The sequence below is a fragment of the Modestobacter sp. VKM Ac-2986 genome (assembly GCF_026967795.1).
Taxonomy (GTDB): Bacteria; Actinomycetota; Actinomycetes; order Mycobacteriales; family Geodermatophilaceae; genus Modestobacter.
Map to the genome: position 1 here is coordinate 32,923 of NZ_JAPVBH010000008.1, position 20,720 is coordinate 53,642.

Annotated in this window: 11 protein-coding genes and 1 pseudogene; 10 read left to right on the forward strand and 2 right to left on the reverse strand. The window is 74.9% G+C overall.

What is annotated here, in order from left to right; genetic code table 11:
• Positions 1-26 precede the first annotated feature (26 nt).
• A pseudogene (gene fdh, locus O2W14_RS18695) lies at positions 27-3,320 on the reverse strand (formate dehydrogenase).
• A gap of 235 nt (positions 3,321-3,555) precedes the next feature.
• Between fdh and O2W14_RS18700 the strand changes: the two are divergent.
• The 10 genes from O2W14_RS18700 (at position 3,556) to O2W14_RS18745 (ending at position 17,812) form a co-directional block, all read left to right on the forward strand.
• Positions 3,556-3,807 carry a hypothetical protein gene (locus tag O2W14_RS18700; RefSeq protein WP_269177637.1) on the forward strand — a complete coding sequence of 84 codons (252 nt, stop codon included), beginning with the start codon at positions 3,556-3,558 and terminating at the stop codon, positions 3,805-3,807.
• A 176-nt stretch (positions 3,808-3,983) separates the two neighbouring features.
• Positions 3,984-6,560, forward strand: a complete 2,577-nt coding sequence (locus O2W14_RS18705) for a putative bifunctional diguanylate cyclase/phosphodiesterase (protein WP_269177638.1) — start codon at positions 3,984-3,986, stop codon at positions 6,558-6,560.
• Positions 6,557-9,160 carry a diguanylate cyclase domain-containing protein gene (locus O2W14_RS18710; protein WP_269177639.1) on the forward strand — a complete coding sequence of 868 codons (2,604 nt, stop codon included), beginning with the start codon at positions 6,557-6,559 and terminating at the stop codon, positions 9,158-9,160. The genes O2W14_RS18705 and O2W14_RS18710 overlap by 4 nt, the downstream gene beginning before the upstream one ends.
• A 115-nt stretch (positions 9,161-9,275) precedes the next feature.
• Positions 9,276-9,929 (forward strand): hypothetical protein, encoded by a 654-nt coding sequence (locus O2W14_RS18715; RefSeq protein WP_269177640.1) that lies wholly within the window; start codon positions 9,276-9,278, stop codon positions 9,927-9,929.
• A gap of 43 nt (positions 9,930-9,972) precedes the next feature.
• The gene (locus tag O2W14_RS18720; protein ID WP_269177641.1) at positions 9,973-10,869 is read left to right on the forward strand and encodes a S24/S26 family peptidase; all 897 of its coding nucleotides are present in this window, start codon (positions 9,973-9,975) and stop codon (positions 10,867-10,869) included.
• Positions 10,870-10,929: 60 nt separating this feature from the next.
• The gene (locus tag O2W14_RS18725; RefSeq protein ID WP_269177642.1) at positions 10,930-11,757 is read left to right on the forward strand and encodes an MBL fold metallo-hydrolase; all 828 of its coding nucleotides are present in this window, start codon (positions 10,930-10,932) and stop codon (positions 11,755-11,757) included.
• Entirely contained in the window at positions 11,754-12,377 is a 624-nt protein-coding gene (locus O2W14_RS18730) for a DedA family protein (RefSeq protein ID WP_269177643.1), read from the forward strand. The genes O2W14_RS18725 and O2W14_RS18730 overlap by 4 nt, the downstream gene beginning before the upstream one ends.
• Positions 12,374-14,518 carry a phage holin family protein gene (locus O2W14_RS18735; RefSeq protein ID WP_269177644.1) on the forward strand — a complete coding sequence of 715 codons (2,145 nt, stop codon included), beginning with the start codon at positions 12,374-12,376 and terminating at the stop codon, positions 14,516-14,518. The genes O2W14_RS18730 and O2W14_RS18735 overlap by 4 nt, the downstream gene beginning before the upstream one ends.
• 159 nt (positions 14,519-14,677) lie before the next feature.
• The gene (locus O2W14_RS18740; RefSeq protein WP_269177645.1) at positions 14,678-15,670 is read left to right on the forward strand and encodes a glucosyl-3-phosphoglycerate synthase; all 993 of its coding nucleotides are present in this window, start codon (positions 14,678-14,680) and stop codon (positions 15,668-15,670) included.
• Between the two features lie 54 nt (positions 15,671-15,724).
• A complete protein-coding gene (locus O2W14_RS18745; RefSeq protein WP_269177646.1) occupies positions 15,725-17,812 on the forward strand; it encodes a hybrid sensor histidine kinase/response regulator in 2,088 nt (695 codons plus the stop codon).
• A 21-nt stretch (positions 17,813-17,833) separates the two neighbouring features.
• Here the strand turns inward: O2W14_RS18745 and O2W14_RS18750 are convergent, their stop codons facing one another.
• On the reverse strand, positions 17,834-20,590 hold the full coding sequence (locus O2W14_RS18750; protein ID WP_269177647.1) for a hybrid sensor histidine kinase/response regulator: 2,757 nt from the start codon (positions 20,588-20,590) through the stop codon (positions 17,834-17,836).
• Positions 20,591-20,720: the final 130 nt, after the last annotated feature.

Sequence of the window (20,720 nt, forward strand, 5' to 3'; positions counted from 1 at the left end):
GTTCTCGGTGTTCAGTGGACCGGTGCTCATGCGCCTGAGGCCTCCATCGCACTGGGGTCCTCGTCGGGGGCGCGGCCGTTGAGGCCGACCCGGCCCGACTCGACGCCGGCCCGCATCCGGTAGGCCTCGACGTAGTCCAGCAGCTCCGGCCCGCGCGGCCGGCGGCCGGGCACGATGTCGGCGGTGCTGACCTTGTCCTCCTGGATGTGCGTGTTCGCGTCCAGGACGATCCCGAGCAGGTCGTTGGCGTTGTCGCCGGTCGACAGACCTGCGTAGGACCAGTGGTAGGGCATGCCGATCTGGTGCACGACCTGCCCGCCCTTGAGCTTGATCGGGCGCATCCGCTCGGTCACCAGCACCTTGGCCTCGATCGCCGTCCGGGCGCTGATCAGCGTGGCGAACTCGCCATTGGTCAGGCCGCGCAGCTCGGCGAGCTCGGGGGAGACCTCGACGAAGAACTCCGGCTGGAGCTCGGACAGGTAGGGCAGGGTGCGGCTCATCGCGCCGGCCGTGTGGTGCTCGGTGAGCCGGTAGGTGGTCACCTGGAACGGGTACACCTCGCTGCGCGAGGGGTTCTCCCGGTTCCAGGGCCCCGCGATCCGCTCGATGGTCGGGCTGGACTGCTGCCCGTACAGGTGGTTCTCCGCCACCGACTCCGAGGGCTCGTAGTGCGTCGGCATCGGGCCGTCGACCAGCCCGGCCGGTGCGTACAGCCAGCCCTTGCCGTCGCCCTGCATGACGAACGGGTCGGCACCACCGATGGCGGCCTGCGCCTGCGCGCCCTCCGGCGGCACGTAGTCCGGCCGCTTGGTCGCCTCGAAGTCCGGGACGTCCTCCCCGACCCAGCGGCCGGCTGCCTCGTCCCAGGACACGTAGGCCTTGCGCTCGCTCCACGGCTTGCCGTCGGGGTCGGCCGAGGCGCGGTTGTAGAGCATGCGGCGGTTGAGCGGCCAGGCCCAGCCCCACTCGCCGGCCACCGGGCCCTGCTCGCGGGCCGGCTTGCGGCGGGCGGCCTGATTGACCTCGTCGGCGTAGACGCCGGTGTAGATCCAGCAGCCGCCGGACGTCGACCCGTCGTCCTTCATGTCGATGTAGGTCGACAGCGCCCGGCCGTCGGCGCCCACGCCGTTGATCTCGCGCAGCACCGCCTCGGCGTCGGGGTCGGCGGTGTGCCCGAGGGTCGGGTAGTCCCAGGTGAGGGTCTGCACCGGACGGTCGCGCGGGTCGGTCGAGGAGGCCAGCCGCTCGCGGATGATGCGGCCCAGGTGGAAGTAGAACCACAGGTCGCTGCGCGCGTCCATGGGCGGCTCGACGGCCTTCTCCCGCCACTGCAGCAGCCGCTGCGTCTGGGTGAAGGTGCCCTCCTTCTCCACGTGCGTCGCCGCGGGCATGAAGAAGACCTCGGTGCCGATCGTCTCCGGCGCCATCTCGCCGGACTCGATCTCCGGCCCTTCCTTCCAGAAGGTCGCCGACTCGATCATCTGCAGGTCGCGGACGACGAGCCAGTCGAGGTTGGCCAGGCCGAACCGGTTCATCTTGCCGTTGGGGTGCCCGACGGAGGGGTTCTCCCCGACCAGGAAGTAGCCGTGCACCTTGCCGGCGATCATGTCCGCGATCGTGCGGTAGGAGCTGTGGTCGCCGTTGATCTTGGGGATGTAGTCGAAGGCGAAGTCGTTCTCTTCCCGAGCCTCGTCGCCCCACCAGCTCTTGAGCATGCTGGTGATGTAGGCGGGCTTGTTGCCCCAGAAGCCGCCCTTGCCGGCGGCGTCGGCCACGTAGTCGGCCAGCGTCTCGTGCAGCGCCGCGTGCGGCATCGGCAGGTAGCCGGGCAGCAGGTTGTACAGCGTCGGGACGTCGGTCGAGCCCTGGATGCTGGCGTGGCCGCGCAGCGCCATGATCCCGCCGCCGGGGCGGCCGATGTTGCCCAGCAGCAGCTGCAGGATCGAGGCGGTGCGGATGTACTGCGCGCCGACGCTGTGCTGCGTCCAGCCCACCGAGTACACCCACGCCGTCGTCCGGTCGCGGTTGCTGTTCGACGTGACCCACTTGGCGACCTGCTCGAACACCTCCGGCTCGATGCCGCAGACGTCGGAGACCATCTCCGGGGTGTAGCGGGCGAAGTGCCGCTTCAGCACCTGGAAGACGGTGCGCGGGTGCTCCAGCGTCTCGTCGCGCTTGGGCTTGGCCGGGATCGTGGGCCCGCCGCTGCCGTGGGTCTGCGCCTGGTCGCTGGCCTCGACGGAGTCCTGCTGGTTGCCGGCCTCCTGCTCGGCGGCCCCGGCGGGGTCGTCGGAGCTGGCGTGCGGCGCCTCGGCGGGCTCGTAGGCCCAGCTGCTCTCGTCGTACTGACCGGTCTCCGGGTCGAAGCCGGAGAACAGGCCACCGAGGTCCTCGGTGTCGACGAAGTCCTCGCCCACCAGCGACGCGGCGTTGGTGTAGGAGACCACGTAGTCACGGAAGTACAGGTCGTTGTCCAGCACGTACTTGATCAGCGCGCCGAGGAACGCGATGTCGGTGCCGAGCCGGATCGGCACGTGCAGGTCGGCGATCGCCGACGTGCGCGTGAACCGCGGGTCGATGTGGATGATCTTGGCGCCGCGCGCCTTGGCCTCCGTCACCCACTGGAACCCGACCGGATGGCACTCGGCCATGTTCGAGCCCTCGATGACGATGCAGTCGGCGTTGGCGAGGTCCTGCAGGGGGTTCGTGGCGCCGCCACGACCGAACGAGGCTCCCAGACCGGGAACCGTCGCGGAGTGCTATATGCGGGCCTGGTTCTCGATCTGCACAGCACCCAGGGCGCTGTACAGCTTCTTCATCAAGTAGTTCTCTTCGTTGTCCAGCGTCGCGCCGCCCAGGCTGGCGAAGCCCATGGTGCGGTTGACGCGCTTGCCGCCGTCCATGGTCTGCCAGCCCTTCTCACGGGCCTCCAGGACGCGGTCGGCGATCATCTCCATCGCCGTGTCGAGGTCGAGGTCCTCCCAGTCCGTGGCGTACGGACGGCGGTACTTGACCGTCGTGACGCGCGTCGGGCTGGTGACCAGCTGCTTGGTCGCGCTGCCCTTGGGGCAGAGCCGGCCGCGGCTGATCGGGGAGTCGGGGTCGCCCTCGATCTGGACGATCTGCTCGTCCTTCACGAAGACCCGCTGCGCGCAACCGACGGCGCAGTACGGGCAGACCGACTTCACCACCTTGTCGGCGGTCGCGGTGCGGCTGACCACCTGCTCGGTGGCCTTGCTGCGCGCGGCCACGCCGCGCCCCAGCGGGTCGTTTCCAGTGAGCTGCCGGAACACCGGCCACGCGTCGAGCCACGTCTTCACGTCCGGGAGCTTGCCACCTGGTCGCGCCCGACGCTCGTCCACCCCACCCCCGGCGGGTCGGGTCGGCGGGTTGCGCCGTGACGGAACCGGCAGCAGGCCCGGCCCGTCCCCGATCACGGACGACCGTGTCCTCTCCGTGATCGATCGATCACTGCCCGGCGTCGTCCGCCCAGCACCGGACGGGACCGGGCCGTAACGAGGGCCGGGGGGCTGGTGCGGGCCAGTACCGTGATCGGTGACACCCAGGAGGCGCACCATCGCGATCAACCCCGCAGGCTGCACGGACGCACATCTCGGCTGCCCCTGTGCCGGCGACCCGGCGGTCCACGCCGCCCGGGCCGAGGCCGTCACCGCGGCCGCCCCCGACGCCACCGTCGAGTGCCCCGAGTGCGGTGAGGCCAGCACCCCGCGCCCCGTCGCGACCTGGGGCCACTGCCGCGCCTGCCGCACCGCGGACTCGCGCGCGATCCAGCCGCTGCGCTGGTAGCCCGGCGGCGCTGACCCCCCGTCCCCCCTGCGGGTGAGGGGGGCCCGGCACGGGTGCAGGACGGAGCCCGAACTCCCGACCACTCCTCCGTGACCTCTGGAGTCCTTGCTGCGCCGGCGCGGGCCGCGACCGCCCCTCGACGTGGCGGCGCGGCCTCCCCCGTGCTGAGACGGCACGTGCTGCTCGCCGTCCTCGCCGGCCTCGCCGTGCTCGGGGCCGGTCTGCTGTCCGGTCGGCTGGCGGTCCCGGTGGTCGTCACGCTCAACTTCCTGGTCGTCGCCGCCGTCCTGGTCGAGCTGGCCCGCAACGGGCGGACGAGTGCCCACCCCGCGGGCTGGCGCTGGTACGTCGTCTCCGTGGCGGTCAGCGCCGGCGGCGCCCTCCTCCTGGGTGCCACGATGCCCATGGGGCAGACCGCGCTGGGCAGCGTCCCCGGGCAGCTGCTGGTCGTCGTCGCGGTCCACCGGATGCTCGACCGGGCGACGCTGCGGGCGGCCCGCGCGCAGGTGACGACGATGCTCGCCCTGTTCGTCCTCGCCGACCTGCTCACCGTGCACTCGGTCCACCAGCTCACCATCGGCCGGTCCGGGGTCCTCACGCTCCCGCAGACGGGCGCGCTGTTCGCCCTGCTGACCAGCATCGCGCTCGGCACCGGGCTGTCGCTGGTCTTCGTCGCCCTCGCCCCGGTGCGACAGCGGCCGATCGGCTGGACGTTGTTCGCCGCGCAGGTCGCCACCGCACTGGCCGGCGCCGCCTCCTCCGTGGCGAGCGGCCCGGGCACCGTCCAGTACCTCGCCTGCGCCGCCAGCGTCCTCGGGCTCATGCTGCTCGCCGCCGCCTGCCGCGCCGACCGGCCCGACGACCGGCCCGCCCCGGCCGGCAGCCAGGACGGCTCCACCCTGAGCGCCCTGCTCCCGCACGCCACCGCGATGGCCGGCGGCTGCCTGCTGCTGATCAGCGTGCTCATCACCGGCGAGCTGACCTCCTCCGGCACGACGCTCGGGATCCTCGGCCTGGGCGCGCTGCTGGCCCACCAGACCGTCTCCTGGCGCACGCAGCAGCAGCTGACCACCGAACTGCAGCGCAGCGAGGCCTACTTCCGGGCGCTGGTGCGCAGCAGCGCCGACCCGGTGCTCATCCTCGACGACCAGCTCACCGTCCGGTGGGTCTCCCCCTCCATCACCGACCTGCTCGGGCTGGACCCCGCGCGCATCGTCGGCGGCCGGGTGACCGACGTCGTCCACCCCGACGACGTCACGGGACTGACCACCGCGCTCACCGCCGCCAGCACCGAGGCCGGCTCGACCAAGACCCGCACCGCCCGGGTGCGCCACCTCGACGGCCGCTGGCGGCTCATCCAGGCCCAGGTGCGCGACCTGCGCAGCGACCCGGACGTCGGCGGGCTGGTGCTCTACTGCCGCGACGTCTCGGCCACCGCACCCACCGCGGTCGAGCCCGACCTCGCCTTCAGCACCTCCGACCCGGCCACCGGGCTGCCCAACCGCTCCGCGCTCACCACCCGGCTCGGCGCCCTGCTGCGCGACCCGGCCGTGCCCACCACCTCGCTGGTGCTGCTCGGCGTCGAGGGGCTGCCCGACACCGACGACCCGGCGGTGCTCCGCGAGCTGACCACCCGGTTCTGCCGCGTCCTGCGCGGCGAGGACTGGCTGGCCCGGTCCGGCGCCGGCGAGTTCGCGGTCCTGGTCGACGGCACCATCGCCGACGCCGAGGTGGTCGCCACCCGGCTCGTCGCCGCCGTCGAGCCGGTCGTCACCGCCGCGGGGCCCCTCCGGCTGACCGCCGTCGCCGGCATCGCCTCGCTGGGCTCGGACGTCGACGCCGGCGAGGGCCTGCGCCGCGGCGACCTGGCGCTGCGCAGCGCCCGGGCCGCCGGTCCGAACCGGGTGCGCCGGCACTCCGACGCCCTGCGCATCACCCAGGACCGCCGGGAGTCGCTCCGGGTGGACCTGGACCGCGCCCTGGAGCGGGGGCAGCTGCGCCTGGTCTACCAGCCCGTCGTCGACCTGGCCCTGCACCGCACCGTCTCGGTCGAGGCGCTGCTGCGCTGGCGGCACCCCACCTACGGCGACGTCTCCCCCGCAGAGTTCGTCCCGCTGGCCGAGGAGTCCACGCTGATCAGCGAGATCAGCCGCTGGGTGCTGGCCGAGGCCATGACCACGATCGCCGCCCTGCCGCACCGTGACCTCGGCGTGGCCGTCAACGTCTCCGCGCGACACGTGCGCAGCGGTGAGCTGGTCACCGACGTCCTCGCGGCACTGGAGTCCAGCGGCCTGTCCGCCTCCCGGCTGATCCTGGAGATCACCGAGTCGGTCCTGCTGGACGACAGCCACGTCACCGACGACCTGGCGGCCCTGCGGCGGCTCGGCGTCCGGATCGCCGTCGACGACTTCGGCACCGGCTGGTCCTCGCTGGCCTACCTGGTGGGCCTGCCCATCGACGTGCTGAAGATGGACCGGCAGTTCCTGGCCGACGTCGAGACCGACCCCCAGCGGCGGGCGCTGTGCGCCTCGGTGCTGCACCTGGGCAGCAGCCTGGGCCTGGCGGTGGTCGTCGAGGGCGTGGAGACCGAACCGGAGCTCCAGCTGCTGCGCGACATGGGCCACCGCTACATCCAGGGCTTCCTGCTCGCCCGCCCGATGGACGTCGCGGCGCTGCCCGCCGGCCTGCCCGGGATCGCCGGGCCCGGCACGGCGACCCAGGTCGGCACCTCCCCCGGCGGGACGGCGTCGTGACCGGCGTCCGCCGTGCCCCGCTGACCGCGGTGCTGCTGGCCGCCCTGCTGGCCCTGGCGGCCACCGTCCCGCTCAGCGCCTCCGGCCCGGGGCCGGAGTGGGACAACCTGGTCCTGGCCGTGGTCGGCGGCTGGGCCGCCTGGCAGAGCCACCGGCTCACCCGGGTGATGCGCCGGCGGGACCGGCTGCCCTGGCGGGTGCTCGGCGGCAGTGCGCTGCTGTTCGCCCTGGCCGGACTGGTCAGCGGGGTCGGCACCGGCGTCGCCCTCGGCGGCCTGGGGCTGGGCGACCTGCTGGTCCTCCTCGCCGCGTTCGGACCCCCGGTCAGCGCGGCGCTGCTCGGCGGCCGGGTGCGCGGCACCAACTGGCCGCTGCTGGTCATCGACGGGGTGATGGTCGCCTTCGCCCTGGTCGTCGTCGCCGACGTCCTGGTGCTGACCCCCGCCCTGTCCCCCGGTGCGGTGCGCGCGGACCTGCTGCCGCTCGTGGTCGGCTACGGCGTCTACCCGGCGCTCGCGATCGGTCTCGTGGGCGCCCTGTGCACCGTCTCCACCGCCGCCGTGCGCCGGCCGGCCACCGCGGTCACCGCGATGACCGTCCTCTTCGGCGCGAGCTCGGCGTTCCAGGCGGTGTACATCGTGCTGCCGTCGGCGCTGTGGGCCGGCGCGGCCGACGTGGCCGTGGTCGCCGCGCTGGTCGTCGCCGTCCGGGCCGTCCAGCTCGCCGTCTCCGCGGCGGGCACGGGCGCACCCTCGGACGCCACCCCGGTCGTCAACGCCGCCGGCGTCGCCGTGCAGGTGGCGGCCCTGGTGGGCGTCCCGGTCACCCTGGTGGCCGCGATCGTGCTCGACGTGCCCGTGCACGACGGCGCGATCGCCTGCACCGCGGTGGTCATCACGATGCTGCTGGTGCGCATCGTGCTGCGCATCCGCGAGAGCGGGCGGGTGCAGGCCGACCTGGTGCGCAGCGAGGACGACTTCCGCGGCCTGGTCGAGGCCAGCTCCGACGGCGTGGCGATCGTCGACGCCGAGCTGCGGCTGGAGTTCACCTCCCCCGCGGCCCGCACGCTGCTCGGCGTCCTGGACTCCGACCTGCACCCCTCGCTGCTGGACCTGCTGCACGACGGCGACCGCACCCGGGTGCACCGCGAGCTGACCGAGGGCACCGGCGAGGTCGCCCCCGCACTGCACCTGCGGGTGCAGGACGCCGGCGGCGAGCCCCGCGAGCTCGAGGTCACCCACCACGAGCGCCCCGGCAGCGGGCGGCGCGTGCTGCACCTGCGCGACGTCACCACCCGCCGCCGCCGCGAGCGGGAGCTGGAGCGGATGGCCTTCACCGACCACCTCACCCGGCTGCCCAACCGCGCGATGCTGTTCCAGGAGATGGCCGCCCCCACGCCGCCGGGCGGTCAGCGCTGCCTGCTGGTGCTCGACCTCGACGGGTTCAAGGCGGTCAACGACTCCGCCGGGCACGAGGCCGGCGACCTGCTGCTGGTCGAGGTGGCCCGGCGGCTGCAGAGCCTGCTGCGCACCGACGACCTGGTCGCCCGGCTGGGCGGCGACGAGTTCGCCGTGCTGGTGTCCGGCGCCGAGGAGGACGCCGTCGAGGCGGCCCAGCGGGTCGTCGACGTCCTGGCCCACCCCTACCGGGTCGGCAACCGCAGCTTCACCGTCGGCGCCAGCGTCGGGCTGGCCCGGCTGGCCCCCGGCGGCGGGCAGGTCTCCTTCCGCCAGGCCGACGCCGCACTCGGCGCGGCCAAGCAGGCCGGCAAGGGCTGCTGGCGGGTGCACACCGACGACCGGGTCGGGCAGGCCGCGGCCAGCAGCGACGTCCTGGCCGCCATGGCCGCCGGTGAGGTGCAGCTGCGCTACGACGTGGTGTCCACCAGCGACACCGGCGAGGTCTACGGCCTGCACAGCACCCCGGTGTGGGTGCACCCCGAGCTCGGACTGCTGCCGGCACCGGAGCTCTGGGCCGCGGCCGAGCGGCAGGGCCGCAACGGCGAGCTGCAGCGGTGGCTGCTGCGGCGGGCCTGCACGGAGGTGGCGGCCCTGGACGGCGAGCTGACGCTGGGGTTCGACCTGCCGGCCGGGCAGGTGCACGCCGACACGCTCGCCGGCGAGGTCACCGCGGCGCTGGCCGCGGCCGGCATGGCGCCGCGACAGCTGGCGCTGGCCTTCGACGAGGAGGTGCTGCAGACCTCGGCGGCCGGGCTCATCCCCGCGCTGCACACCGTCCGCGCCGCCGGCGTGCACCTGTGCCTGAACGACTTCGGCATGGGCTCCACACTGTGGTCCCAGCTGGCCCGGGTGCCGCTGGACACCGTGCGCGTCGACGTCCGCGGCCTGGCCGCCCCCGGTGACCACGACCGGGCGATGCGGGTGCTCCTCGCCATCGAGAGCAGCGCGGCCGCCTTCGACGTCTACTGCTTCGCCACCGGCGTGGGCAGCCCGGAGCTGTACGAGGCGATCCGCGCGCAGTGCACGATGGCCGTCACCGGGGCGGTGCTGCCCAGCGGGCTGACCGCCGGTCAGGTCGCCGCCCTGCTGCAGCACCCGTCCTCGACGCTGCTGGCCGCGCGCGCACACGCCGAGGTCTGACACCCGGGTGGACTGCCTGCCATCAAGTGCTCAAGCACCTGGTCAGGGCAGCCGTAATAGGGGTTGACGCCGGAACGCACGCGGCGGACCTCAGACCCGGAGAGACCCCGAGACGATGAAGCACTCTGCTCCTTCCCTGCCCCGGCGGCGCGCCGTCCGCCTCGGGCTCGTCCTCACCCCCGTGCTGGCCGTGGCCCTCGGCACCTCGGTCATCTGGCAGACCTCGTACGCCGCCTTCACCGCGACCACGACCAACGGCGTCAACAACTGGAACTCCGGTGGCGTCACCCTCGTCGACGACGACGGCAGCAACGGCGGGACCGGCCTCGCGATGTTCAACGTGTCCAACCTCAAGCCCGGCATGAGCGGCGAGAAGTGCATCGTCGTGACCGGCGGCGGCTCGCTGGCGGGCGAGGTGAAGCTCTACGGCACGGGCTACACGACGAGCAAGCCCGGCACCGCGGACGCGCTCGCCGCCTCGATCGACCTAAGCATCACCAAGGGCACGGGCGGGTCGTTCGGCGGCGGCTGCGGCACGTTCTCCCCCGACCCGACGACGCCCAACACCTTCACCGGCACCCTCGCGGCCTTCAGCGCCCGGAACAGCTACTCGACCGCCGGGACCACCCTGTGGACCACGACGCCCAACGCCGACACGAGCCGGACTTTCAAGTTCAACTACACCCTGAAGTCCGACGCGCCGACAGGTAGTCAGAACGGGAACGCGTCGATCACGTTCGTCTGGGAGTCCCAGAACACCGCTCCCTGATCCGTCCCCTGACCCGCTCCCGACCCACCCGACGGAGGAACCGGTGCTCTCGCCTGCAGCGTTGCTCCGCGGGCACGTGATCGACGCGGACGGCGTCCCCCGCCCGTCCGCGCGGGCCCTGCAGGCCGCCGCCTCGGCTGCGCCCGGCCGGGACCGACGTTCGCTGCCGGCCTCCTGGCGGTCCCGCTGGCCGGCGTTCGTGGTCAGCTGCGCCGCCCGCGCGGTGCTCGTCACGCTGCTGTGGCTGGTCGGCTGGTCGCTGGTGCCCGTGGCCGTCGGCTGGGAGTCGACGGTGGTCGTCTCCGGCTCCATGGCCCCCCGGCTGCAGGTCGGGGACGTGGTCGTCGCCCGCCCCCTCGAGGTCGACCAACTGCGCACCGGGATGGTGCTGCTCGTCGACGACCCCGACCGGCCCGGTCGGCTGCGCGTCCACCGGCTCGTCGCCCTCGAGGGCGACCAGCTGCGCCTGCGCGGCGACGCCAACCGCCAGGACGACTCCACGCTGGTCGCCCGCGACGCCGTGCACGGCGTGGGTGCACTCCGGGTGCCCGCCGTGGGCTGGCCGCTGGTCTGGCTCACCCAGCGGGACGTGCTGCCCCTCGTGGCCGCCGGCGCCGGCCTGACCCTGCTCATGGCCGGCGCGCTGCTGCACGAGGGACCGGCCGGTGCCTCCTCCACCCGGAGCCGCCGGGCCACCGGCGCCCACCGGCCGGGCACGCCGCCCTCGACTCCCACCCCGGACCACGCCGCCCGGACGCCGTCCCGGCACCGGCACCGCCCGCCCCGCCCGCGGACCCGCCTCGCCGTTGCCGTCACCGGCGCCCTGACGGCGCTCCTCACCGTCGCCACGACCAGCACCGCCGACGCGCGGGACTCCGCCGTCCACCAGACCGTGCCGACCCCGGCCGAGGTGCAGGCGCACCACGACGCCGGGCGCTGACCGACCAGCACCAGGCCCAGGTCACACCACCTCGACGGCCGCACGCCCGATACTGGGCCGGTGAGCACGCCGTCGCTGAGCTTCCTCGGCCACTCGACCGTCCGGGCCGAGCTCGCCGGCCGCACCGTCCTCACCGACCCGCTGCTCACCCCCGCGCTGGGCCCGCTGCGCCGGGTGGTCGCCCCGCTGGCACCCGAGAGCTGGGCCGGCGTCGACCTGGTGCTCATCTCCCACCTGCACAACGACCACCTGCACCTGCCCTCGCTCCGGCTGCTCGGCCGCGGGACGCCGATCGTCGTCCCGCGCGGCGCCGGCCGGTGGCTGACCCGGCACGGCTTCAGCGCCGTCGAAGAGCTCGGCCCGGGCGAGAGCCTCACCGACGGCGGCCTCACCGTGACCGCCACCCACGCCGACCACGCCGCGCACCGGTGGGGGCCGCGGCTGACCCACGGGCCGCACGCTCCCGCCGTCGGCCACCTGCTCACCGGTGACGGCGTCACCGTCTACGCCGCCGGTGACACCGACGCCTTCCCCGGCATGACCGACCTCGGCGCGGACGGGATCGACGTCGCGCTGGTGCCGGTGTGGGGCTGGGGACCCTCGCTCGGCCCCGGCCACCTCGACCCGGACGGGGCCGCCGCGGCCGTGCAGCAGCTGCGCCCGCGGGTCGCGGTCCCCGTGCACTGGGGGACCTTCGCCGTCGCCGGGCTGTGCTCGCTGCCCAGTCCGTGGCGGGCCCGGATGCGCGAGCTGCTGGTCGAGCCGCCGCGCCGCTTCGCCGCCGAGGTCGCCGCGCTGGCCGCCGCCGGCGGGGCACCGACGCAGGTCGCGCTCACCGCCCCCGGCTCCCCGGTCGTGCTGCCCGCGCAGGTCGAGGGCGGCTCGTGACGGTCGACGCGCTGGCCGTCAGCTGGACCGACGGCAGCTCGCTGGGCCACCCGCTGGTGTTCGGCGGGGTGCTGCTGGGCTCCGTCGTCCCGGTCGTGCCCACCGGGGCGGTCGTCGGGGCGGCCGCGGCCGTGGCCGTCAGCGGCGGGCAGCTGTCCCTGCCGGTCGTGGTGCTGCTGTCTGTCCTGGGCGCCTTCCTCGGCGACGTCCTCACCTTCGCCGTCTGCCGCTCCGGCGGCCCGACCGCGGTGCGTTGGGTGGCCCGCCACCAGCAGGCCGACCGGGTCGCCGAGGTGCGCGAGCAGTTCCGCCGGCACGGCTGGCAGATCGTCGTCGTCGGCCGGCTGCTGCCCGCCGGGCGCATCCCGGTGCTGCTCGCCGCCGGTGCGCTGGCCTACCCGTGGCGCCGGCTGCTGCCCGCCTCCCTGGCCGGCGCCACGCTGTGGGCGCTGGCCTACGCGCTGCTCGGCGTGGCCAGCGGCGGCGTCTTCGACTCCCCGCTCGTCGCCACCCTGATCGCGACCGGGCTGGTGCTGCTGGTGGGCCTCGCGCTGAACCTGGTCGCCGGGCGCCGCCGCCGGGCTCCCGTCCTCACGCCGACCGCCGACCGGACGCCGTGAGCGGGCCCACCCGTCCGGGCCGGGTGCTGCGCGGCGGCCGGACGCTGGCCCGGCTGCTCCTGGTCTGGGCCACCGTCAGCGGCGTGCTCGTCGTCCTGGACCGCTGGCTGTCCGGGTTCGCCATGCGCGACCGGTGGCAGCCGCCCGTCGCCGCGCTGGTGCTGGGCGTGCTCGCCGCGGTCGTCTGGCCGCTGGTCATGCGGATCGCGCTGCCGATCGCGGTGTTCACCTTCGGGTTGGGCAGCTTCCTGCTGCTCGGCGGGGGCGTGCTCGCGGTCGCCCTCGCCATCCCCGGCGTCGAGGTGCGCAGCTTCGGCACCGCCCTGGTGGTGGCCGTGGCGATGGCCGCCACCGCCGGGGTGATCAGCAGCGTGCTGGCCGTCAACGAGGACGAGGTCTTCTACCGCCGCACCCGCCGTCGCGGCCGGCACGCCCCCGACGCCGGCGAGTGCCCGCCGGGCGTGGTGTTCCTGCAGATCGACGGGCTCGGGCACGAGGTCGCCCGCCGCGCCGTGCGGGACGGGTCGATGCCCACCCTGGCCGCATGGCTGCGCGCCGGCAGCCACGAGCTGCGCGCCTGGCACACCGACTGGAGCTCGCAGACCGGCGCCAGCCAGTGCGGGATCCTGCAGGGCTCCAACGACGACGTCCTGGGCTTCCGCTGGTACGAGAAGGAGCACGATCGGGTCGTCACCGTCTCCTCCCCCGGCGACGCCGCGGAGATCGAGCGCCGGCACTCCGACGGGCGTGGGCTGCTCGCCGGGGACGGCGCCGGCCGCGGGAACCTGTTCACCGGCGACGCCGCGCACGTGTCGCTGACCATGAGCTCGCTGGCCGTGGTGGGCCGCCGGTCCCGGCGCGAGCGGCGCACCCGCGACCGGATCGGCGCCGGCTACTACGGCTACTTCGCCAACCCGGTCAACGCGCTGCGCACCCTGTGCGTCTACGTCGTCGACGTGTTCCGGGAGCTGTCGGCGGCCGCGGCGCAGCGGCGGGCCGACGTCCGGCCGCGGATCAGGCGCGGCGGGGTCTACCCGCTGGTGCGGCCGGCGACCACGGTGCTCACCCGCGACGTGGTGGTCAACGCGATCGTCGAGGACGTGCTGGCCGGGCGGCCGGTCGTCTACGCGGACCTCGTCGGTTACGACGAGGTCGCCCACCACTCCGGCATCGAGCGGTTCGACGCCCTGGACGTCCTGCGCGGCATCGACCAGCAGGTCGGCCGGCTCTGGCGGGCCATCCAGCTGGCGCCACGGCGCTACCACCTGGTCTGCCTCTCCGACCACGGCCAGACCCAGGGCGAGGCGTTCGCCGACCGGTTCGGCGAGACCGTCGAGGAGCTCGTCGGCCGGCTGGCCGGGGCCGAGCCGCCGGCACCCCGCCGCCGGCTGCTGGGCCTGCTGCCCCCGCCCACCGCCCGGACGACGCCCGGCTGGCAGATGACCACCGCGCTGGCCGAGGCCTCCTCCGGCGGCGGCATGGTCGCCCGGCGGCTGCGCGCGCGGGTGGAGCGCACCGCCGCCCGCGAGGCGCCCACCCCGCCCGGCGAGCCCGGCGCGGTCACCCGGGTCGCCCCCGGCGTGGTGGTCACCGTCAGCGGCCACATGGCGATGGTCTCCTTCACCGACCACCCGGGCCGGGTGCCGCTGGAGACCATCGAGCAGCACTGGCCCGACCTGCTGCCCAGCCTGGTCGACCACGCCGGCATCGGCTTCATGCTGGTGCACTCGGAGGAGTTCGGACCCGTGGTGCTCGGCCGCGAGGGGCTGCACCGGCTGCGCACCGGCGTGGTCATCGGCACCGACCCGCTCGCCCCCTACGGCCCGCACGCGCACCGCCTGGTCGCCCGGGCGTCGGGCTTCGCGCACTGCCCGGACGTCGTGGTCAACAGCGCCTACGACCCGGTCACCGACGAGGCCTCCCCCTTCGAGCCGCACGTCGGCTCACACGGTGGTCTCGGCGGCCCCCAGCAGCACGGGTTCCTGCTCGCGCCCCGGGCGTGGGCCGACCCCGGCGAGGTCGTCGGCGCCGAGCACCTGCACCGGGTGCTGCGCGGGTGGCTCACCGACCTGGGTCACCCCGAGCCGGCCGGCGACGCCCCGGCGGACGACGCCGCGCTGACCGCTCCGGCCCCGGTCTGACCGGGCGGGAGCGCTGTTCAGCGGCCGTTCGCCGGGGGGCCGTCCGGTGGTCGCCCGGCTGAATCCGGCTGGTCACACTGGCGCCACGGGACGTGAAGTTCGTGTGAACGACGTCCCGGCGGCGTGCGGAGGGGGACGGCCGTGCCCGACAGTGGGCCGATGCGACCTGACGCCCGCGCATGGTTCGAGCACCGCACCACGTCGGCCACCTCCCTGGCCGAGATCGACGTCCGCGCCCTGCTGCTGGCCAAGCGCCGCGGCGGGCACCGGATCAGCGTCGTCCTCCCGGCGCGCAACGAGGAGGCGACGGTCGGCGTCCTGGTACGGGACCTGGTGACCCGCTGGGTCGAGGACGTCCCGCTGGTCGACGAGCTGCTGGTCATCGACTCCAACTCCACCGACGCCACCGCCGAGGTCGCCCGCGCCGCCGGCGCCGAGGTCGTGGCCGCCGGCGAGGTGCTGCCCTCCCACGGCGACCGCCCCGGCAAGGGCGAGGCGCTGTGGAAGTCGCTGGCCGCCACCACCGGCGACCTCGTCGTCTTCATGGACTCCGACCTGCTCGGCGACGTCAGCCACTACGTGCCCGGGCTGCTCACCCCGCTGCTGCTCGACCCGCGCGTCGACTACGTCAAGGGCTGCTACACCCGCCCGCTCACCGTCGACGGCGAGCACCGCCCGGTCGGCGGTGGCCGGGTCACCGAGCTCACCGCCCGGCCGCTGCTCAACGCCCTGTGGCCCGAGCTCGCCGGCTTCGTGCAGCCCCTCGGCGGGGAGTACGCCGGCCGCCGCTCGGTGCTCGAGCAGGTGCCGTTCGTCTCCGGCTACGGCGTCGAGGTGGGCCTGCTGGTCGACCTGCTGCGGATCTGCGGGCTCCAGGGCCTGGCCCAGGTCGACCTGGGCACCCGCACCCACTCCCACCAGACCGACGCCGCGCTGGGCAAGATGGCCGGCCAGATCGTGTCGACGGTGCTGTCCCGGGCCGAGCGCGGCCGCCCCGCCCGCGGCCGCCTGGAGCCCGGGGGCCTGCTCACCCAGTTCGCCCACGACGGCAGCGGGTTCGTGCCGACCAGCCACAGCGTGGCCGTCGACGAGCGCCCACCGATGGCCGACGTCGAGGAGTACGCCGTGCTGCGGGCCGGCGTCGTCGGCTGACGCCGCTGCGGCGGACCGGTCACACGCCCGCCGCGGGGCGCCGATGACCACAGGGTGACGACTGTCCTCACGCCCGTCCCCGGTGCGGCCGACCTGCTCCTCGCCGAGTACCAGCTGCCCGGGCACGCCCCGGTCGAGCAGCTGCGGGCCGTCACCCGGGTGGCGGCCACCGTGGCCGGCGTGCCCACGGCCGTGGTCAACCTGCTCGGCGACTGCTCCCAGCACCAGGTCGCCTCCGTCGGCTTCGCGGGTGGGGACTCCCCCGTGTCGGGGTCCATGTGCGCCGCGGCGCTGCGGGACGAGCGGCTGCGCCACCTCCCGGACGCCTCGAAGGAACCGGCCTTCACCGGCAACCCCTGGGTGGACGGCCGGCTGGCCGCGGTGCGGCTCTACGCCTCGGCGCCCATGCTGCTGCCCGACGGCCGCGTCCTCGGCACGCTCTGCGTCTTCTCCGACGAGCCCGGGCACCTGTCGCCGGCCCAGCTCGAGGCGCTCACCGACCTCGCCGGTCAGGCGGTCGCGCTCTTCGAGCAGGCCCGGCTGACCCGGCTGGCCGACGAGCAGGCCGCCCGCTTCCGGGAGTCCCGCGACGAGGCCGAGCGCCGCGGCGCGCTGACCGCCGCCGTCCTGGAGACGATCGACGTGGGCATCGTGGCCTGCGACGCAGCGGGGATGCCGACCCTGCTCAACCGGGCGGCGCGGGAGTTCCGCGGCCTGCCGGCGGACCTCCCGGCCGGCGCCGGGGTGTGGGACGGCCAGTACGTCCTCTTCCGCGAGGACGGGACGACGCCGCTGCCGATGGCGGAGGTGCCGCTGTTGCGGGCCCTGGCCGACGGGCACGTGCGGGACGCCGTCGTCGTCATCGCCCCGCAGGAGGGGGACCCGGTGACCGTCCGCTGCGACGGGCAGGCCATGGTCGACGACGCCGGCCGGCTGCTGGGGGCCGTGATCGCCCAGAAGGACGTCAGCGGCGCCCGCGCGCAGGCCCGCGCCCTGACCGAGGCCCGCGACCAGGCCCTGGCGGCGACCCGGGCCAAGACCGCGTTCCTCGCCGCTGCCAGCCACGAGATCCGCACGCCGCTCAACGGCGTCCTGGGCATGCTCGAGATGCTCTCCCTGGACGCGCTGACGCCCACCCAGCACGAGCACGTCGCGGTGGCCCGCCGCTCCGGTGAGGCCCTGCTGCACCTGCTCAACGACGTGCTCGACCTGTCCAAGGCCGAGACCACCGCCGTGACGCTGGCCCGGGAGCCGTTCCGGCCGGCCGACGTCGTCGCCGAGGTGGTCGCCGCGCTGGAGCCCTCCGCGCGGCACCGGGGGCTGACGCTGGAGCTCACCGGCGACGCCGTCGGCGCACGGGTCGGCGACCCGCACCGGCTGCGGCAGGTCGTGATGAACCTGGTGGGCAACGCGGTCAAGTTCACCGAGCGCGGCGGGGTGACCGTCGACGTCTCCGGGGACGGCACCGCCCCGCTGCGGGTCGCGGTCGGCGACACGGGGGCCGGGATGTCGGCCACCGAGGTCGCCCAGCTGTTCCAGCCCTTCACCCAGGGCGCCCAGGGGGCCCGCCACGGCGGCACCGGCCTGGGCCTGGCCCTCAGCCGGCAGCTCGTCGAGCTGATGGGCGGCCGGATCGACGTGGTCAGCGAGCCGGGCGTCGGGTCGACGTTCACCGTGGTCCTCGACCTGCCGGCCGCCGCGGCGCCCGCGCAGCCGGCGGCGGCGCCGGCACCGGCCGCGGCACCGGCGTCCACCGGGCGGCGTCCGCGGGTCCTGGTGGCCGACGACAACGACATCAACCTCATGGTCGCCAGCGGCCTGCTGACCGCCGAGGGCGCCGACGTCGTGACCGCCGGCGACGGCCTGGCGGCGTTGCGGGCGGTGCAGGACGGCGCCTTCGACCTGGTGCTGCTGGACCTGCAGATGCCGCGGATGTCCGGGCTGGAGGCCGTCGCGGCGATCCGGGCGCTGCCGGGCGGGGCCGGGCGCACCCGGGTGGTCGCCCTGACCGCCGAGACCCTCGCCGGGTCCGAGGCCGCCTGCCGCGCCGCCGGCATGGACGGCGTGCTGGTGAAGCCGGTGCGCGGGGCCGACGTGCGGCGGGTGCTCGCCGGGCTGGACCTGCCCGGCGGCCCCGCCTGACCCGGGCCGGGACCCCCCGGGTCAGGCGCTGACCGGAGTCCCCGCCAGGAGCGCGCGGACGGCGACCGCGACCTGACCGGCCTCGATCCGGAAGGCCTGCAGCAGCTCGTCGCGCTCGGCACCGGACAGCTCGTCGACGTGCTCGATCCGCTGGCAGAGGGCGGCCAGTCCGGCCGCGCCCAGTGAGGCGCTGCTGCCCTTGAGCCGGTGTGCCAGCCGGGGCGCGGAGTCCTCGGCGTCGGCAGCGGCCGCGTCCCCGGACGCTGCCGCGACGAGCCCGGCGACCCAGGCGTCGAGGTTGTCGGCGAAGCGGGTGTAGACCTGCTGGAAGCCCTCCTCCCCCAGGTCGTGGAGCTCCTCGACGACCTCCCGGTCGAGCACGTCGGCGGGCACCGTCACGGGGGCCGGCTGCACGGCAGCGGCGGCCACCGCGCCGGGGAACTGCTTGCCCAGCGCCCCGTCGAGCACGGCGAGCCGCACCGGCTTGGTGAGGAAGTCGTCGGCCCCGGCGGCGAGGAACGCCGCCCGGTCACTGGCCAGCACGCTCGCCGTCACCGCGATGACCACGGGCCGGTGCCCGGGCAGTGCCCGGATCTCCGCCGTCGCGTCGGCGCCCCCGAGCACCGGCATCTGCGCGTCCATCAGGACGACGTCGTACCGGCCGGCGCGCACGGCGTCGACCGCGGCCCGGCCGTCGGCCACCCGCTCGCTGGTGTGGCCCAGCTGGCGGAGGTAGAGCTGCATGAGCTGGGCGTTGACCTCGTGGTCCTCGGCGATCAGCACGTGCAGCGAGGCGCCCTCGTGCCCGGTGGCCACCGGGCCGGTGGAGGTGGCCGGCTCCCGGACCGGTCCCGGCCGCACCAGCGACCAGAGCGTGCGCAGCAGCCGGTCGGGGTGCACCGGCTTGTGCAGCCGGGCGTCGAAGAGCCCGGCGGTGCCGACCGGGACGGTGGTGGAGCTGCTGAGCAGCACCAGCGGCAGCCCGGCCGTGGCCGGGGTGTCCCGCATCCGGCGGGCGAGCTCGTCCCCGCTCGTGCCCGGCATGTGCTGGTCGAGCACGCAGACGTCGAAGCCGTGACCGGCGCCGGTCGCGCCCAGCAGGTACAGCGCCTGGGCGGGGCTGTCGGCGAGCACCACGGTGGCCCCCGCCCGGGTCAGCTGGTGCTCGAGGATGTCGAGGTTGGTGCGGTTGTCGTCGACCGCCAGCACCCGGTACCCGGCCAGCGAGACCGCCGGGGGCACCTCGTCCTCGGCCGTCCCCAGCTGCAGCCCGACGTGGATGGTGAACGTCGAGCCGACCGCCACCTCGCTGTCGACGGTGATCTCCCCGCCCATCGCCTGGACGATCCGCTGGCTGATCGCCAGGCCGAGGCCGGTGCCGCCGTACACGCGGGTGGTCGACCCGTCGACCTGGCTGAAGGAGCGGAACAGCCGGTGCCGGTGCTCGTCGGGGATGCCGATGCCGGTGTCCAGCACCGCGATCTGCGCGTGCAGCACGTCGTGCCGGACCTCGCCGGTGACCCGGACGACGACGTGCCCGCGCGGGGTGAACTTCACCGCGTTGGACACCAGGTTCATCAGCACCTGGCGCAGCCGCAGCCCGTCGCCGATGAGCTGCCGGCCCTCGGCGGCCCGCACGTCGACCAGCAGGTCGATGGCCTTGGCCCCGGCGGCGCCGGCGAACAGCTGCCCCACGTCGTAGACCAGCTCGGCCAGGTCGAAGGGGGCCTCATCCAGGTCCAGCTCGCCGGCCTCGATCTTGGAGAAGTCGAGCACGTCGTTGATCAGCGTCAGCAGGCTGTCGCCGCTGCGCGAGACGGTCTCCAGGTGCCCGCGCTGCAGCTCGGTCAGCTCGGTGGTCAGCAGCAGGTCGGTCAGCCCGAGGACGGCGTTGAGCGGCGTGCGGATCTCGTGGCTCATCGTGGCCAGGAACGCCGTCTTGGCCTGACCGGCCCGCTCGGCCTCGTCCCGGGCGGCGACCAGCTGCTCCTCGCGGGCCGAGACCTGCTCGCCGCGCAACCGGAGCGCGTCGCTGAGGGTGTTGACGTCGGTGGCCATCTCCCGCAGCTCGACCGGCCCGGTGGGCGCCACGGCCCGGTCGACGTCGCCCTGGGCAAGGTCGGAGAGCTGGTCGCGCAGCTGCTGGATGGGCGGCAGCACCTCGTCGCTGACCCGCCGGTTGACCCGCCGCACGACCAGCGCGACGGCGACCGCGACGCCGATGCCCACGGCGGTGCCGGTGGCCAGCACCAGCCGGGTCTGCGCGATGGCGGCCTCGCGGCGCGCGGTGAGGACCTCCCGGGCGCCGGCCTCCACCTCGCGGTAGCGGTCGAACAGCGCCTTGTCCTGCAGCAGCAGGGCCGTCAGCGACTCCCCGTCCCCGATCCCGGGCTGGACCTGCTGCACCGGCGTCGCCCACTGCTCGACCCAGGCCTGCTCGGCCACGTGCAGCTGGTCGACCCAGTACCGCAGGTCCTCGTCGCCCTCGGACCACTCGATCATCTGCGCGTCGAGCACGGCCATGTCCGCGGCACCCTGCCGGTAGGGCTCGAGGAACTGCGGGTCGCGGGTGATCAGGAACCCGCGCAGCCCGGTCTCCTGGTTGAGCATCGCGACGTGCCCGTCCTGGAGCGCGACCAGCACCTGCCCGGCCCGGGACCAGTTCGCCATCAGGAAGGCCGCGACGACCAGGTTCAGCGCCACCACCGTCGTCATCACGGCCACCAGGGCGGCCAGGCCGACCCGGGCCGGCCGCCGCATCAGCGTCTGCAGGGGCACCGGCGGGTGGCCGGCACCGGGGTGCCGGGAGGAGGTGGTCCGCCCGGGCCGATCGGTCGGACGGACCGGTGTGAGGGACGCCATGGTCTGGTTGTCGGCCGTTCCCGTGCGCCTCTTGAGCGGACGCGCC